Origin of the sequence: Streptomyces sp. Root1310, assembly GCF_001426425.1 — a bacterium.
Classification (GTDB): Bacteria; Actinomycetota; Actinomycetes; order Streptomycetales; family Streptomycetaceae; genus Streptomyces.
The window spans coordinates 1,738,080-1,753,461 of record NZ_LMEQ01000001.1; the positions used below are offsets into that span (position 1 = coordinate 1,738,080).

Sequence of the window (15,382 nt, forward strand, 5' to 3'; positions counted from 1 at the left end):
ACAAGCCCCCGCACCCCACGAACGACCGGATCAGGAGCTCACCGTACTAACCATCGACCCCCTCGACACCCCGGATCGCGTCCCGGTACGCCCGGGCCGCCGCGCGCAGGGCCGCCTCCGGGTCGACGCCCTCCGACTCGGCTCGTGCCGCCAGGGCCAGCAGTTCGTAGCCGATGCCCTCGGCCGACGGCAGCGGTACCTCCAGGCGTGCCGTGCGGGCCCGGGACACCAGCTTCGCCGCGAGGGCCAGGCCGGGCTGGTGGAGGGGGACGCCGTCGGTCACCGAATCCCGCCGCTTCTCCGCCGCCTTCGTGCGCAGCCAGTGCTCCTTCACTTCCTCCGGAGTGGTGGCCGTGGCGTCGCCGAAGACATGGGGGTGACGGTGGATGAGCTTGGCGACGATCGTGCCCGCGACATCGTCGACGGAGAACGGGGACTCCTCGTCCTCCTCGGCGATGCGGGCGTGGAAGACGACCTGGAGCAGGACGTCGCCCAGCTCCTCACGGAGTTCGTCGTGGTCGCCGTCCTCGATCGCCTCGACCAGTTCGTACGACTCCTCGACCGCGTACTTCGCCAGGCCCTTGTGGGTCTGCTGGGAGGACCACGGGCATTCGGCGCGGATCCGGTCCATGACCTGGACGAGGTCGAGGAGCCGGGCACCCGGGAGGTCGTAGGAGGCGGGGAGCAGTTCCAGGTCGGGCATGGACACGCGGCCGGAGCCGGCCAGGCGGGCCAGACCGTCGGTGAGGGCCGGTTCGCCCTCGCCGGTGGCCACGACCACGACCGTGCGGCCGCCGGCGCAGGCGTCGAGCAATTCCTCGGCGGTCGGGGAGGTCTCCTCGACCGTGACGCCCGCGTCGCGCAGATAGGGCAGCTGCGGATGCGTGCCGTCCGCGCACAGCACCCGGTCCGCCGTGCGCAGGGCCTGCCAGGCGGGCCAGGACAGCAGGCCGGGGGCGACGCGGTGGCTGGTGGTGAGCAGGACGACGCGGCCGGGGGCGTCGTCCGTGGCGGGGGCAGCTGCGGAGCTGATGGCGTTCACACCCCGAACGTAACCCACGCCCGTCAGCGGCCCCTCGAGTTATCCACAGGAAGGACCGCCCGGTCGTACGATCACATCGTCACGTCGTCACGTCGTCTGCTGCGTCCCGGCCGCCGAGATCTCCCGTACCCAGGGCGTCTTCGCGTCGACGCGGGCGACCTTCTGCGCGTCCCAGTTCCCGTAGCGCGGGTTGAGATCCACATCGAGTGCCTTGGACGCCTTGGACAGCGCGCTCCAGAAGGCGGGCTGGCTGGTGTTCGTGCCGAGCTCGGTGGCAAGTTTCTGGGCCTCCAGCTGAAGGCGGAGGTTCTCGTCGAGACGCTGCGGCGGAATGCCGTACTGCTGGAGCCACGCCGTCTCCAGGCCCTTCGCGCCGCCCGCCTGCTGCTCCAGGCCGGCCCGCATCTCCTGGACCTCCCGGCGGCTGACGGTGATGCCGGCGTCCTCGGCGGCGCGGTGCAGCACCTTGTCGAGGACCATGCCGTGCAGGGTGTCGCGGGCCAGGGAGCCGGTCTGGGCGACAGCCTGCGCGTACTGGGCGTCGTCGGTGACCGCGGCCCGCTGGGCCGTGCGCACCTCGTTCACCCGGCTCTCCAGTTGCGCGACGGTGATCCGCTGGTCGCCGACGACGGCCGCCGCGCCGGGATGCGCGTCGTTCCCGCAGGCGGCGAGGAGAGGGGCCGCCACGATCGCGGCGGACAGCAGAAGCGCGGTGCGACGACGGCGGTGCAAGGGAAACCTCCCGAGGAGATTGTGCGACGGTGCACAAAGTCTTGCGGTGATCGATGTTAGGCAGTGGTGCGGCTGGGGCCAACCCATTCGACCAACGATTCACCGGGACTTCGGGCACCGCCGCGCGCGCTCGTCGCCCGCTCTTCGGTGCGAGGGCTCAGCCCCGCGCGCGCGGGACACCCCTCACGGGGACGATCCGGTTCAGCCGACGATGGCGACCGGGGCGTCCCACGCGTCGCGGTCCACGGTGATCGTGTAGCCGCCGCGGGTCTCCTTGCTGTTCACCATGTACTGGTGGCCACGGCTGTGGTCGGTGTACTGGGTGGCGCCCCACGGCCAGTCGGTGGTCGTGGTCTCCTTCTTGTCCCACAGGGCGTACCAGAGGTTGCCCGGCAGGTCCGTCTTGTTCGTCGCGGTGGCCACGGCCTTGGCGCTGGAACTGCTGAAGCCGTAGTAGCCGGCCCGGTACGTCTTGGCGCGCAGCGTCTTGGTGAAGGAGCGCACATACGTCAACACGGCGTCGTTGCACGCCTTGTTGGTGATGTCGTAGGGCTCCATGTCGAGGTAGATCGGGCTGCCGGCCTTCATGCCGAGCGCCGAGGCCTTGGCGACCGCGTCCGCGCCGTCGGTCGCGCCCAGGGAGGCGGCCGTGGCGGCGGTGAGCTTCTCGGGGCTGGAACCGGTCTGGCAGGACGGCTGGGCACCCACGTAGATCGGGATCAGCTTCCAGCCGACCGTGCTGACCGACTTCACCCAGGAAGCCGTCAGGTTGGGCTGCGCGCAGCCGCGGTTCTTGCCGCCGACGTAGACGGCGGCGCCCCCGTAGTAGCCGTCGGTCTTCCAGGCCTTCATCGCGGCCAGCGAGGGCGCGGTGCAGGCGTCGAAGGCGCGGCCGGTGTACGTCTTCTGGGCGGGCCAGGTGGTGGCCGCCATCGACGTCTGGGCCGCTATCCCGGCCCCCGCGAGGACGGCCGCGCCGGCCACTCCCCACGTGATGTATCTGCGCTTTCTGGACTGCCGGTGCTCGGCCATCCCCACCCCATCGTTCGCTTCTTCGCGTACGGCGCTCTCGCTGCGTACGGTCGTGTCCGGCTGAAATCCCCTGATCCGGTGCGACGATACGGCCTCGGCTCGACGTCCAGCACCTGATCGGAACGCACGGTAACCCGCGGCCTGTCACCGATCGGGAAACGCAGGGCCCCCATAGGCACAAGATTCACTCATGTCACAGTAAAGAAGCGATGCTCTGCAGCGGCCTTTCCGTGTCCTACCCTTGGCCCCTGGTGACTTGGGGGGCGACATGACAATGCCGACGATGCCGACCGGGGCGGGCGCGGAGAGACAGCTGACGGCCGGCTGGTTCCAGCGGCTCGCATGGGTGGCCCTGGTCTGGGGCTCGCTGGGCTTCCTGGTGTGGGTGCCCTTCCTGTACGTGGCGACCCGCCGCGGCCTCTCCTCGGACTGGGTGGCCTTCGGCTCGTTCGCGCTGTACGAGTGCGCGATCCTGCCGTGGGCGGTGATCACGCCCGACGGCGACGGGGACGCCTTGTTCGGCATCGCCATCCTGGTGACCCTGCTGACGGCGACGGTGCTGCTGCTGAGCGCGGTGTTCGACAAGAAGATCCCGGCCGCCCAGCCCGCGTACGGAGCGGCCATGGCCCCGCAGGGCCAGCCCTATCAGCAGGGGTACCCGTACGGGCGGTAGCCGTCCCGAGTCGGGGACTTGGGGTGGTAGCCGCCCCGAGTCGGGCACTCGGGTGCGGCGCGGGGCCGCCTCACAGCGGGTGCCGCATCCACACGTTGGGCTCGACATACACCGCGTAGTCCCGCTCCGGCTCGCACCGCACGGGGACCAGGGCGCCGGGCACCTCGACGTCGCCCTGCGTGTCGAAGGGCAGCCCGGTCCAGCGACGCCACTCCGCCAGCGAGCCCGCCACCGTCATCGACGCCGGCGCGATCCGCTCGATGGCGGCGCCCGCCCGGGCGTGCACCCGCAGCCACGGGTCGTACGGCAGCCCGTCCTCCCGCACCCGGTGCGCGTACTCCTCGATCGGAGTGCGCGGCTCGAGGTGCTTGGCGTTCGGCCGGACCGGGGCCACGACCTCGGTGAAGCCCTTCGCGCGGGCACTGTCCCGCATCGCCGCGAGCATTCGCCCGGACAGCCCGAGACCCTGCGCGTGCGGGGCGATGACGATCGAGATCGCGCTCACCGTGTCGGGCCGCGTCCCGTTCCGCTGATCGGCGAAGGCCCAGACGAGGACCTGGTCCCAGCCCCGGGCGGGCAACCCGCCACGGCCGTCGGCGTGCAGGGCGAACGGCACGCTGTAGGCATGGGCGACGACCTCGCCCCGCTCGTCCTGCGCGAACAGCACGTACTCCGGGAACTCGACGGGGATCCGGCCGTAGTGCGCGTTGCCCACCGGGTCCTGTGTCGCGAACTCCGGCCAGGTGTCGGGCATGTCCTGGACCGGGCCGAGCATGTCGGGACGGTCGGCGAGACTGGACACCTTCATTTCCATAGGGTCACGGTAGGCGAGGAGCCGAGCGGACGGGACTGGATTTTCGCCGCCTCGACGGTCCAGGGCGTCTCAGGAATTTCGGGGGCTCCGGGGGCTCCGGGGGACTCCGGGGACTCGGTGGCTTCAAAGACTCGGTCGTTGCAAAGAGGCGGTCGCTTCAGGGAATCAGTCGCTTCAGGACTCGGTCGCTTCGGAATTTCGGTGGCTTCCGTCAGGCGGTCTCCGTGGGACTGCCGTTAGGCCGACCCGGGCCAGCGGGGGGACGGCCTGGGGCTGTCCCAGGGCCGCCGCAGGGCAGCGTGAGGCCGCCGCCCGCCGCCATAGGGGGCGCCGCCGTGCCACCACCGGTCTGACACCGGTCCGCCAAACGGCCCGCCACCGGTCTGCCGGTCTGACACCGGTCCGCCGCTGGTCAGCCGGGCCGCTCACCCCGCGTGGAAACGCTCCGGTGCCTTCGTGGGGTTGCCCCCGGTGGGGAGCTTCTGGGCGGGGCAGGTCTCCAGGACCTTCTCCATCGCGGACTTCTCCGCCGCGGTGACCCACAGTTCGTACTTCTTCTTCACGGCGACCTGCGCCGCCACGTACGTGCACCGGTAGGCCTTGTTGGGCGGCAGCCAGGTCGCCGTGTCGCCGTCGCCCTTGGAGCGGTTGGTGCTCGCGTCGACGGCCAGGAGGTTGAGGGGATCGTTGGCGAGAGCGATGCGCTTGCCGGCGTCCCAGTACTTGGCGCCCTTCTGCCAGGCGTCGGACAGGGCGACCACGTGGTCGATGTCGACCTTGCTGCTGCCACGCCGGTACGTCACGTCCTTCCCGGAGTACGGGTCCGACTCCAGCACGCCGTAGGACACCTTGCACGCGCCGCCGGTGAACTTCACCTCTTCCAGGTCACGCTTGAGGATGTCGTCACGGGTGTCACAGGAATTGGAGTCCGTGTCCGCCCAGGCGGAGCCGAACTTCTCCCGGTCGTAGCCGGTCTTGGGCGCCCGCCCCTTCACGGCCAGCGACTCGGCCGCCGCGAGAGCCGCTCCGCCGCGCCCCGCTCCACCGCCCGCCGTCGCTCCCGCGGCACCGGAGCCGGAGTCCGAGCCGGTGACCTGCTCCTTGCATCCGGCCACCGATACGGCACACATCAGCACGGCGGCAACCGCCGCCCCACCCCTCAGACGCCTCACGCGCCCCTCCCCTGCCTGCCCGATACCACCCCGCAAGAGGGCGCTTTCCCCTGACGGGGATTGGCACACACGGTAGTCCGGGCGCGCTCGGGGGTGGTCGGGAGGTCCAGACCACCACCGGTTCAAGTGGGCATCTCGTACTTGTCGGGAATATCGTCGGTGGGGAGTCACCTCCGGAAGGAGCTCTGGATGGGCATCCTCGACAGGTTCAAGAGCAACAAGTCGGCACAGGACAAGGCCAGGAACATGTCCGACGCCGCGGAGCAGAAGGCGAACGAGAAGACGGGCAACAAGTACGAGTCCCAGGTCGACTCCGGGCAGCAGAAGCTGCACGAGCGGCTCGGCATGGACGAGGAACGGCCTGACCGGCCCTAGCCCGCAGTCTCGACCCGATCCGGCCGCAACGCCCGGCCGCAGCTCGGCCCGAATACTCCTGGGGCCGAAGCCACCGACATCACCCGGCACATGAGGCCGTCCGCGCAGAGCTACCCCGCCGCGGGCGGCTTCGCCCTGCCCCCGGTGCGGCGGCGCTGCGCGGCGGCGGCGCTCACACCCTCCCGATGCCGAGCGTCGACTCCGAGGGCAGCAGCCCCGATCCCAGCACCGCGACCCAGTAGTCGCCGAGGAGGGCGGCCAGGCGTTCCGTGAGGTGCGGGCCCAGGGCCTGCCAGGGGCCGAGTGCCAGCCGGTCGGTGTCCTCCTCGACACGGCGGCGCAGGTCACGGCCCGCCTCCGTCGCCGTACCGTCCGCCTCGAGCAGACCCCTGGCCGCCAGTCGCTCGCTCGCCGCCGCCCATTCCTCACGGGTCCAGCCGCGGCTCTCGAAGCGCTCGACGGACGCGGCACCTATCGCCGCGAAGGACACCAGCGCCTCGGCCGGGTCGAGGCCGGCGTGCAGCAGGGCGGCGAGATGACCGTCGCCGCGGTGCTCACGCAGGACGGTCGCCGCGTGCCAGAGCTGGAGGTGGGGCTCCCTCGGCCACTCCAGCGCGGCGTTGGCCGCGGCGAGCGGACGCCCCGCCGTGACGGCCGCCTCGGCGGCGCGGCGGGCGAGAGCGGCGGCCTCGGCCAGCTCGGGACTGTCCACCAGGTCACCGAACAGCTTGCGGTACAGCCGGTCGATGCCTCTCCGCCGCGCCGCCAGGGCCGCCTCGGGGGTGGCGACCTTCCAGGCGTCCTCGACATACCGGGCGACCATGCCGGGCTGGAAACTGTAGAAGGCGGAGGTCACCGCTTCGGCGCTCACGGGACCCAACGGGGCGGCACGGAACGGGAAATAACTCCCCCAGCGGTCCTCGGTCGAGTAGCCGAGCGCGTCGGCCTCCTCGAAGACCTCCGGCGCGTAGTAGACCACCGCGTGCAGCGGCTCCAGCAGATGCCAGAGCCGGCGCGCCTGCGCCGGCGCGACCTGTTCGCCTCGCGCATCCTGCGCGAACCCCTTGTCCCGCTCGGCCTGTTCGGTTGCCTGGTGCTCGTGATTCTCGGACATGACGTCTCCCCCTCGTCGCGTTCGGACATCGACCACAACTTGACACTGACAAGATTGCCCGAGCTTCGCGAACTTGTCAATGCCTAGATACCGCGTACGCTGCTGTCCATGAGCGACCGCCCCTACCATCACGGTGACCTGCGGCGCGCCATCCTGGCCGCCGCCCTCGACGTCATCGCCGCCGACGGCCCCACCGGGCTGAGCCTGCGCGACCTGGCCCGCCGCGCCGGTGTCTCGCACGCGGCGCCGGCCCACCATTTCCGGGACCGCACGGGTCTGTTGACGGCGATCGCGGCGGAGGGACACGGGCTGCTGGCCACCGCGCTGGCGGAGGCGTCGGATCTACGGGACGCGGGTGCGCGCTACGTCCGCTTCGCGCGCGAACACCCGGCGCACTTCCAGGTGATGTTCTCGCCCGAACTGCTGCGCGCCGACGACCTGGAGCTGACCACGGCCCGCGCCCTGTCGGCCGCCGCCCTCACCGACGCCATCGCCACCACGGCACCCGCCGAGGACGGCACGGACGCCCGGCTGACCCGTATCGCCGTCTGGTCACTGGCCCACGGCTTCGCCACCCTCCTGCTCGGCCACAACCTCGACGGCCTCCTGGGCAACGAGGACCCCGAGGAAGTACTCCGCGCGCTGCCGATGGTGCTGTTCCCGTCGGCCTGAGCCGGGCCGGGCCGGGTCAGGCCGACCGGGTCAGGCCGAGCCGGGCCGAGCCACCGGCGGACGGATCCGGCCGGTGGCCCGGGGGTGGCCGCGTCCCCCGCACGCGGGCGCGGCCGCGGCCTACGAGCCCAGCACCGTCGCCAGCAGCTCGCCCACCCAGCCCAGCAGTTCGCGTCCGACCAGCGGCTTGCCGCCGACCTTCGCGGTCTTCGGGCGGGGCACCAGGATCTGGTGCGCGGCCGGCTTGAGGACGGTCCCGGGGTAGAGCCGCTTGAGGCGCAGCTCCTGGGACTCCCGCAACTCCACCGGCGCGAAGCGGATGTTGGGACCCTGGAGCACGATCTCGCCGACACCGCACGCGCGTGCCAGCATCCGCAGCCCCGCCACCAGCAGCAGGTTCTCCACCGGTTCCGGCAACTTGCCGTAGCGGTCGACCAGTTCCTCGCGGACCGCCTTGACGTCCTCCTCCGAGTTGGCGGAGGCGATGGACCGGTAGGCCTGGAGACGCAGCCGCTCGCCGGGCGCGTAATCGTGCGGGACGTGCGCGTCGACGGGCAGCTCGATCTTGACCTCGAGCGGCGGCTCCTCCTCGACCCCGCCGGACTCCAGCTGACGCCGGTAGTCCGCCACCGCCTCGCCGACCATGCGGACGTACAGGTCGAAGCCGACCCCCGCGATGTGACCGGACTGTTCGCCGCCGAGCAGGTTTCCGGCGCCCCGGATCTCCAGGTCCTTCATCGCCACGTACATGCCCGCGCCCATCTCGGTGTGCTGGGCGATCGTGGCGAGACGCTCGTGGGCGGTCTCCGTGAGGGGCTTCTCCGGGGGGTAGAGGAAGTAGGCGTAACCGCGCTCGCGCCCTCGTCCGACCCGGCCGCGCAGCTGGTGCAGCTGGGACAGTCCGAAGGTGTCGCCGCGCTCCACGATCAGCGTGTTGGCGTTGGAGATGTCGATGCCGGACTCGACGATCGTCGTCGACACGAGCACATCGAACTTCTTCTCCCAGAAGTCGACCACCACCTGCTCCAGCGCCGTCTCCGACATCTGGCCGTGGGCGGTGGCGATACGCGCCTCGGGCACGATCTCGCGCAGTTTCGCCGCCGCGCGGTCGATCGACTCGACCCGGTTGTGGATGTAGAAGACCTGGCCCTCACGCAGCAGTTCGCGGCGGATGGCGGCGCCGATCTGCTTCTGCTCGTAGGGGCCGACGAAGGTGAGCACCGGGTGGCGCTCCTCCGGGGGCGTGGTGATCGTCGACATCTCGCGGATGCCCGTCACCGCCATCTCCAGCGTCCTGGGGATCGGGGTCGCGGACATCGTCAGGACGTCCACGTTCGCGCGGAGCTTCTTCAGCTGCTCCTTGTGCTCGACGCCGAAGCGCTGTTCCTCGTCGACGATGACCAGGCCGAGGTCCTTGAACCTCGTCTCGGAGGAGAACAGCCGGTGGGTGCCGATGACGATGTCCACCGCGCCCTCGTGCAGCCCCTCCAGGGTGGCCTTCGCCTCCGTGTCCGTCTGGAAGCGGGAGAGCGCCCTTACGTTGACCGGGAACTGCGCGTACCGCTCGCTGAAGGTGCCGAAGTGCTGCTGCACGAGGAGGGTGGTGGGCACCAGGACGGCGACCTGCTTGCCGTCCTGGACGGCCTTGAAGGCGGCCCGGACGGCGATCTCGGTCTTGCCGTAGCCGACGTCACCGCAGATCAGGCGGTCCATCGGGACCGTCTTCTCCATGTCGTCCTTGACCTCGGCGATGGTCGTGAGCTGGTCGGGCGTCTCCGCGTAGGGGAAGGCGTCCTCCAGTTCGCGCTGCCAGGGGGTGTCCGTGCCGAAGGCGTGCCCGGGGGCCGCCATCCGCGCGCTGTACAGCTTGATCAGGTCGGCGGCGATCTCCTTGACCGCCTTCTTCGCGCGTGCCTTGGTCTTCGTCCAGTCGGCGCCGCCGAGCCGGTGCAGCGTGGGTGCCTCGCCGCCGACGTACTTGGTGATCTGCTCCAGCTGGTCGGTCGGGATGTAGAGACGGTCGCCGGGCTGGCCGCGCTTGGCGGGCGCGTACTCCACGACCAGGTACTCGCGCGTGGCGCCCTGGACCGTGCGCTGCACCATCTCGATGTAGCGGCCCACGCCGTGCTGCTCGTGGACGATGTAGTCGCCCGCCTCCAGGGTGAGCGGATCGATGGTCTTCCTGCGGCGCGCGGGCATGCGCGCGCCGTCCTTGCCGGCCGCCTTCTGGCCGGACAGGTCGGTCTCCGTGAGCACGGCGAGGCGGAGCGCCGGGTCGACGAAGCCGTAGTCGATCGAGCCGCACGAGACGTGGACGACGGAGGGACTCAGCTCGGTCAGGTCCGCGTCCAGGCGGGCCGCGACGCCTTCGCCGCCGAGCACCTCGACCGTGCGGGCCGCGGGGCCGTGCGCCTCGGTGACGAAGGCGACGCGCCAGCCGTCGGCCAGCCAGCCCTTGGTGTCGGCCAGCGCCTTCGCGGTGTCGCCCCGGTAGGTCTCGGGGGCGTGCATGCCGAGCTTCAGGGTGCCGGCGTCCAGTTCCTCGTCGGCCGCGAACGGCGACACCGACCACCACATCATGTCCAGCTCGCGCGCGCGGTCACGGACGTCCGCGATGGACCACAGGGAGGCCGCGCCGACGTCGATGGGTGCCTCACCGCCGCCGGCGGTGGCCGCCCAGGACGCCTGGAGGAACTCCTGGGACGTCGCCACGAGGTCGGTGGCACGTGTGCGTACCCGCTCCGGGTCGCAGACGACGGCCATCGCGCCCTTGGGCAGGACGTCGATCAGCAACTCCATGTCGTCGACCAGCACCGGGGCCAGGGACTCCATGCCCTCGACGGCGATGCCCTCGGCGATCCTGCCGAGCAGGTCGCCGAGCTCGGGGTGCTCCTCCGCGAGGGCACGCGCACGCGTGCGCACGTCTTCCGTCAACAGGAGTTCACGGCAGGGCGGGGCCCACACGCCGTGTTCGGCGACTTCCAGGGAGCGCTGGTCGGCGACCTTGAAGTAGCGGATCTCCTCCACGTCGTCGCCCCAGAACTCGACGCGCAGGGGGTGTTCCTCGGTGGGCGGGAACACGTCCAGGATGCCGCCCCGTACGGCGAACTCGCCGCGCTTCTCGACGAGTTCCACGCGCGCGTAGGCGGCTGCCGCGAGGGCTTCGACGATGTCGTTCAGGTCGGCGGTCTGGCCCGTGCGCAGCGCCACCGGCTCCAGGTCGCCGAGGCCCTTGACCTGCGGCTGGAGCACCGAGCGGACCGGCGCCACGACGACCGAGATCCGGCCGGTCTCCGGGTCGTCGGGGCGTGGGTGGGCGAGGCGGCGCAGGATGGCGAGGCGGCGGCCGACGGTGTCGCTGCGCGGGCTGAGGCGCTCGTGCGGCAGCGTCTCCCAGGACGGGTACTCCACCACGCCGTCCGGTGGGAGCAGTGAGCGCAGGGCGGCGGCCAGGTCCTCGGCCTCGCGGCCGGTGGCCGTCACCGCGAGGACCGTGCGGCCGGTCTCGCGGGCGAGGGCGGCGATGGCGAAGGGGCGGGCCGCCGGGGGGCCGACCAGGTCGACGTGCATGCGGTTGGCGTCGGCGGCCGCGGGGATCGCTTCCGCGAGGGCGGTGTCCTTGACGACGGCGTCGAGCAGACCGTGCAGGCTCATGGAGGGCTGGGCTTTCCGTCCGAGGGGCCGGGGTGCGTCCGGGGGCGGGCGTACCGGGGTCCGGGGTGGGCAACGCGAAGGGCCCGACGCGTGTCACGGGCCGGGGGTGTCCAGCGTACGTCGGGGCGGGGTGGTTCGCCGGGGGCTGTGGACAACCACGGGGGCGGTGGGGGCCGTGCACGCCTTTTCTCGCCTCCGCCGCCCGTTCCCTTCCCGGCCCTGGGTGCCGCGCCCCCAGACACCCCGCTTTCGGGCTGAACGGCCTCGCCCGCGAACGCCGGACCGGCTGGAAGAGCGCCCAGGAGCACGCAAGAGCCCGGCACCGAGAAGACCCCCGTTCTTCTCGGTGCCGGGCTGGTTCGGGGTGGGGATGGTTCGGGTGGGACGGTTCGGGTGGGGCTAGTCCGTCGCGATCGCGTTCAGGACGTTCATGCGGCCCGCGCGGAACGCCGGGATCAGCGCGGCGAACAGGCCCACGAAGGCGGAGCCGATGAACACACCGATGATCGTCGGCCACGGGATCTCGAGGACGTTCAGGCCCTGGAGAGCGAGGAGCTGCTGGGCGGTGGCACCCCAGCCCATGCCCAGGCCGAGGCCCAGGAGGGCGCCGAAGAGGGCGATGACGACCGACTCCATGCGGATCATGCGGCGCAGCTGGCGGCGGGAGAGACCGATCGCCCGCATCAGGCCGATCTCCCTCGTGCGCTCCACCACCGACAGGGCGAGGGTGTTCACCACGCCGAGGACGGCGACGATGATCGCGAGGGCGAGCAGGCCGTAGATCAGGTTCAGCAGCTGCCCGATCTGGTCCTTGAGCTCCTGCTTGTAGTCGGTCTGGTCGCGGACGGTGTACTGCGGGTAGTCGTGCAGCGCCGACTTCAGGGAGGTGTACGCGGCATCCTGCTGACCGTCCTTCGCCGTGGCGAAGACCAGGTCGTCGAGGGGCAGCTTGTCGGCCGGGACGTACTTCTTGAGGGTGGCGATGGAGGTGTACATCGCGCCCTGGTCGATGACGGCGTCACTACTGGTGATCGCGCGGACCGTCAGCCGGGCGGTGGAGCCGTTCTTGAAGGCCACCGAGATCTTGGACCCGAGGGTGATCTTGTGGTCCTCGGCGAACTTCTCGTGGACGGACATCGAGTCGGGACGGTACGCGTCGGCGAGCTTGCCGGCGACGGTCTCGACGCGCAGGTCGGTCGCGTAGGTCGGGTCGGCCGCCGTGATCGCCGTCTTGTCGAGCGTCTTGCCGTCGGGGGTGGTGAAGTCTGCCTCGGTCCACTTGTACTCGGTGACCCGCTCCAGGCCCGGCGTCGACTTGATGGCCTGCACCGCCTGCGGGGTCATCAGCTGACCACCGTCGCTCTGGATGATGAAGTCCGTGCCGACGCTCTTGTCGAGTTCCTCCGTGGCGGAGGCCACCATGGAGGAGCCGACCACCGACAGACAGGCGACCAGCGCGAGGCCGATCATCAGGGCGGCGCCGGTGGCGCCGGTGCGGCGCGGGTTGCGCAGCGCGTTGCGCTCCGCCATCCGTCCGACCGGGCCGAAGGCCCGCAGCACGATCGCGCCCAGCACCCGGACCACCACGCCCGCCAGCAGCGGGCCGATCACCACGAACCCGATCAGGCTCAGCACCACGCCCAGGCCGAGCCAGAGCGAGCCCTCGGCGGCCTTGTCGGCGGCCGAGGCGAGGTAGAGGCCGAAGCCGCCGGCGCCGGTGAGGAGCAGGCCGATGACGGCCCGTACGGCGCCCGCCTTGGCGTCGGCGGGGGCGCCGGCGTCGCGCAGCGCTGCCATCGGGGAGACCTTGCCGGCCCGGCGGGCCGGGAGGTAGGCCGCGAGCACCGTGACGACGATGCCGAGGGCCATGCCGACCACCGGGGTCGTCCAGGCGACCGTCAGGTCGTCCGTGGACAGGTTCATGCCGGTCATGCTCATGAGCTTCATCAGCCCGACCGCGATGCCGACGCCCGCGCCGACGCCGAGGAGTGAGCCGACCACGCCCAGCAGCAGGGCCTCCGCGAGAACGGACCGGTTGACCTGCTTGCGGCTGGAGCCGATGGCGCGCATCAGGCCGATCTCACGGGTGCGCTGCGCGACCAGCATGGAGAAGGTGTTGATGATCAGGAAGATGCCGACGAGGAAGGCGATCCCGGCGAAGCCGAGCATCGCGTACTTCATCACGTCCAGGAAGCCCCCGACGCTCTCGCGGTTGGCGTCGGCGGTCTCCTTCGCGGTCTGCACCTTGTAGCCGGTGCCGATCTCGGCCGCCACGTTCTTCTTCAGCTGCGCGTCGCTCACACCGGACGCGGCCGTCACGTTGACGTTCGTGTAGACGTTCGACTCGCCGACCAGGGCCTCCTGGGCGGTCTTCGTGTCCAGGTAGAAGATCGCCGCGCCGGGGTTGGTGACCTGGAAGGCGGCGATGCCGGAGATCTTCGCCTTGTGCGTACCGACCGCGGTGATCACGCCGATCTCGTCGCCGAGCTTCAGGTGGTGCTTGTCGGCGGTGTCCGCGTCCACCATCACCTGGTCGGAGCCCTTGGGCGCCGCACCGTCGGTGATCTCCATGGTGCGCGCGTCGTTGCCGTTCCAGTTGCCGACGATGGTCGGCGCGCCGCTGGTGGGCGACAGGCTGTCCTTGTCGGCGTCGACGACGGTCGCGGAGGTCGAGAAGACGGTGCCCTCCGCCGACTTCACCCCGTCCGCCTTGCGGACGGCACCGAGCACGGAGGCCGGCATGACCGGCGGCTTCCCGTTGTCGGAGGTCGTCTCGCCGGTGTCCGAGGCGCCCTTCGCGCTCACCGTCACATCGGAGGAGGTGCTGGCGAAGAGCTTGTCGAAGGTGGTGTTCATCGTGTCGGTGAAGACGAGCGTCCCGCAGACGAACGCCACCGACAGCAGGACCGCCACGGCCGACAGGGCCATGCGTCCCTTGTGCGCGTAGAAGTTGCGCATCGAGGTCTTCATGACGGTCATGACGTACGCCCCCGCGCGTCGAAGTCCTTCATCCGGTCCAGGACGGTCTCGGCGGTCGGCTTGAACATCTCGTCGACGATCCGGCCGTCCGCGAGGTACAGCACGCGGTCGGCGTAGGAGGCCGCCACCGGGTCGTGTGTGACCATCACGATGGTCTGGCCCAGGTCGTCCACCGAACGGCGCAGGAAGCCCAGTACCTCGGCACCCGCGCGCGAGTCGAGGTTTCCGGTCGGCTCGTCCCCGAAGATGATCTCCGGACGGGCGGCGAGGGCGCGCGCCACGGCGACGCGCTGCTGCTGACCGCCGGAGAGCTGGGTGGGCCGGTGCCTGAGGCGGTCGGCGAGTCCGACGGTCTCCACGACCTGGCTCAGCCACGCCTTGTCCGGCTTGCGGCCGGCGATGTCCATCGGCAGCGTGATGTTCTCCAGCGCGTTGAGCGTGGGGAGCAGGTTGAACGCCTGGAAGATGAACCCGATCCGGTCCCGGCGCAGCTTGGTGAGCTTCTTGTCCTTGAGCCCGGTGATCTCGGTCTCGTCCAGGTAGATCTGCCCGGACGAGACGGTGTCGAGACCGGCGAGGCAGTGCATCAGTGTGGACTTGCCGGACCCCGAGGGGCCCATGATCGCGGTGAACTGACCGCGGGCGATGTCCACGTCGACATGGTCCAGGGCGACGACGCGGGTCTCACCGGACCCGTACGCCTTGACGACCTGCCGCGCCCGCGCGGCTACGGCCGTACGCCCTCCAGTGCCCCCGTGCCTGGGAATGGTCACAGCCGAAGTCACGGTAAATCTCCTATGTCGAAAGTCGAATGTCGAAAGCGGATGCGCGGCGCATCGGACGACCAAGATGGTGCGAGGCGCTACGTCGAAGAGTCTGTCGGCGGGAGGGTGTCCCCCGCGCTGGTGCTCGGGCCCGTCTTTCCGGGGGGTTAACCCCACCCCCCGGAAGTGGTGCCGGCCGCCCCCCAGCGGCGTAAAGCCAGGTTAAGGACGGGACCCCGCCCCTCTCCTCCTCCGGCAGTACGAACCCTCCCCGAGCCCTGGTACGGAGGTACCCCTAGGGGCCGTCCACCGCCAGGTGGAGATCCTTCGGGGTTGTCTCCACCCTCCGGCCCAGTCAG

12 protein-coding genes are annotated in these 15,382 nt (G+C 70.8%); 3 read left to right on the plus strand and 9 right to left on the minus strand.

Annotated features, from left to right (window positions below):
* Positions 1–46 precede the first annotated feature (46 nt).
* The 3 genes from ASD48_RS07475 to ASD48_RS07485 all read right to left on the minus strand — a co-directional run bounded on the left by ASD48_RS07475 (position 47) and on the right by ASD48_RS07485 (position 2,806).
* Entirely contained in the window at positions 47–1,042 is a 996-nt protein-coding gene (locus ASD48_RS07475) for a nucleoside triphosphate pyrophosphohydrolase (RefSeq protein WP_199875657.1), read from the minus strand.
* A gap of 87 nt (positions 1,043–1,129) precedes the next feature.
* On the minus strand, positions 1,130–1,774 hold the full coding sequence (locus ASD48_RS07480; RefSeq protein WP_057600572.1) for a SurA N-terminal domain-containing protein: 645 nt from the start codon (positions 1,772–1,774) through the stop codon (positions 1,130–1,132).
* A 201-nt stretch (positions 1,775–1,975) separates the two neighbouring features.
* On the minus strand, positions 1,976–2,806 hold the full coding sequence (locus ASD48_RS07485; RefSeq protein WP_057600573.1) for a glycoside hydrolase domain-containing protein: 831 nt from the start codon (positions 2,804–2,806) through the stop codon (positions 1,976–1,978).
* 283 nt (positions 2,807–3,089) lie between these two features.
* Here ASD48_RS07485 and ASD48_RS07490 point away from each other — a divergent pair, with 283 nt between their 5' ends.
* The gene (locus tag ASD48_RS07490) at positions 3,090–3,479 is read left to right on the plus strand and encodes a hypothetical protein (protein WP_242432524.1); all 390 of its coding nucleotides are present in this window, start codon (positions 3,090–3,092) and stop codon (positions 3,477–3,479) included.
* A gap of 70 nt (positions 3,480–3,549) precedes the next feature.
* Here ASD48_RS07490 and ASD48_RS07495 read toward each other — a convergent pair whose 3' ends face one another.
* Entirely contained in the window at positions 3,550–4,293 is a 744-nt protein-coding gene (locus ASD48_RS07495) for a hypothetical protein (protein WP_057600574.1), read from the minus strand.
* A gap of 425 nt (positions 4,294–4,718) precedes the next feature.
* The gene (locus ASD48_RS07500; RefSeq protein WP_057600575.1) at positions 4,719–5,465 is read right to left on the minus strand and encodes an HNH endonuclease family protein; all 747 of its coding nucleotides are present in this window, start codon (positions 5,463–5,465) and stop codon (positions 4,719–4,721) included.
* Positions 5,466–5,654: 189 nt separating this feature from the next.
* Between ASD48_RS07500 and ASD48_RS07505 the strand changes: the two genes are divergently transcribed.
* Positions 5,655–5,840, plus strand: coding sequence for an antitoxin (locus tag ASD48_RS07505; protein WP_057600576.1), 186 nt, complete (start codon positions 5,655–5,657; stop codon positions 5,838–5,840).
* 172 nt (positions 5,841–6,012) lie between these two features.
* On the opposite strand, the gene ASD48_RS07510 is transcribed toward ASD48_RS07505, so the two are convergent.
* Positions 6,013–6,954 (minus strand): hypothetical protein, encoded by a 942-nt coding sequence (locus tag ASD48_RS07510; RefSeq protein ID WP_057600577.1) that lies wholly within the window; start codon positions 6,952–6,954, stop codon positions 6,013–6,015.
* A gap of 108 nt (positions 6,955–7,062) precedes the next feature.
* Here ASD48_RS07510 and ASD48_RS07515 point away from each other — a divergent pair, with 108 nt between their 5' ends.
* Complete coding sequence (locus ASD48_RS07515; RefSeq protein ID WP_057600578.1) at positions 7,063–7,626, plus strand: TetR/AcrR family transcriptional regulator; 564 nt, start codon at positions 7,063–7,065, stop codon at positions 7,624–7,626.
* A 120-nt stretch (positions 7,627–7,746) separates the two neighbouring features.
* On the opposite strand, the gene mfd is transcribed toward ASD48_RS07515, so the two are convergent.
* The 3 genes from mfd to ASD48_RS07530 form a co-directional block, all read right to left on the minus strand.
* The gene (mfd, locus tag ASD48_RS07520; RefSeq protein ID WP_057600579.1) at positions 7,747–11,280 is read right to left on the minus strand and encodes a transcription-repair coupling factor; all 3,534 of its coding nucleotides are present in this window, start codon (positions 11,278–11,280) and stop codon (positions 7,747–7,749) included.
* A gap of 399 nt (positions 11,281–11,679) precedes the next feature.
* Complete coding sequence (locus ASD48_RS07525; protein ID WP_057600580.1) at positions 11,680–14,259, minus strand: FtsX-like permease family protein; 2,580 nt, start codon at positions 14,257–14,259, stop codon at positions 11,680–11,682.
* Positions 14,256–15,044 (minus strand): ABC transporter ATP-binding protein, encoded by a 789-nt coding sequence (locus tag ASD48_RS07530; protein ID WP_057600581.1) that lies wholly within the window; start codon positions 15,042–15,044, stop codon positions 14,256–14,258. The genes ASD48_RS07525 and ASD48_RS07530 overlap by 4 nt, the downstream gene beginning before the upstream one ends.
* Positions 15,045–15,382: the final 338 nt, after the last annotated feature.

Coding starts and splice junctions, on each gene's coding strand:
- ASD48_RS07485 (WP_057600573.1), bottom strand. CDS start 2,806: ATGGCCGAGCACCGGCAGTCCAGAAAGCGCAGATACATCACGTGGGGA.
- ASD48_RS07490 (WP_242432524.1), top strand. CDS start 3,090: ATGCCGACCGGGGCGGGCGCGGAGAGACAGCTGACGGCCGGCTGGTTC.
- ASD48_RS07495 (WP_057600574.1), bottom strand. CDS start 4,293: ATGGAAATGAAGGTGTCCAGTCTCGCCGACCGTCCCGACATGCTCGGC.
- ASD48_RS07505 (WP_057600576.1), top strand. CDS start 5,655: ATGGGCATCCTCGACAGGTTCAAGAGCAACAAGTCGGCACAGGACAAG.
- ASD48_RS07510 (WP_057600577.1), bottom strand. CDS start 6,954: ATGTCCGAGAATCACGAGCACCAGGCAACCGAACAGGCCGAGCGGGAC.
- ASD48_RS07515 (WP_057600578.1), top strand. CDS start 7,063: ATGAGCGACCGCCCCTACCATCACGGTGACCTGCGGCGCGCCATCCTG.
- mfd (WP_057600579.1), bottom strand. CDS start 11,280: ATGAGCCTGCACGGTCTGCTCGACGCCGTCGTCAAGGACACCGCCCTC.
- ASD48_RS07525 (WP_057600580.1), bottom strand. CDS start 14,259: ATGACCGTCATGAAGACCTCGATGCGCAACTTCTACGCGCACAAGGGA.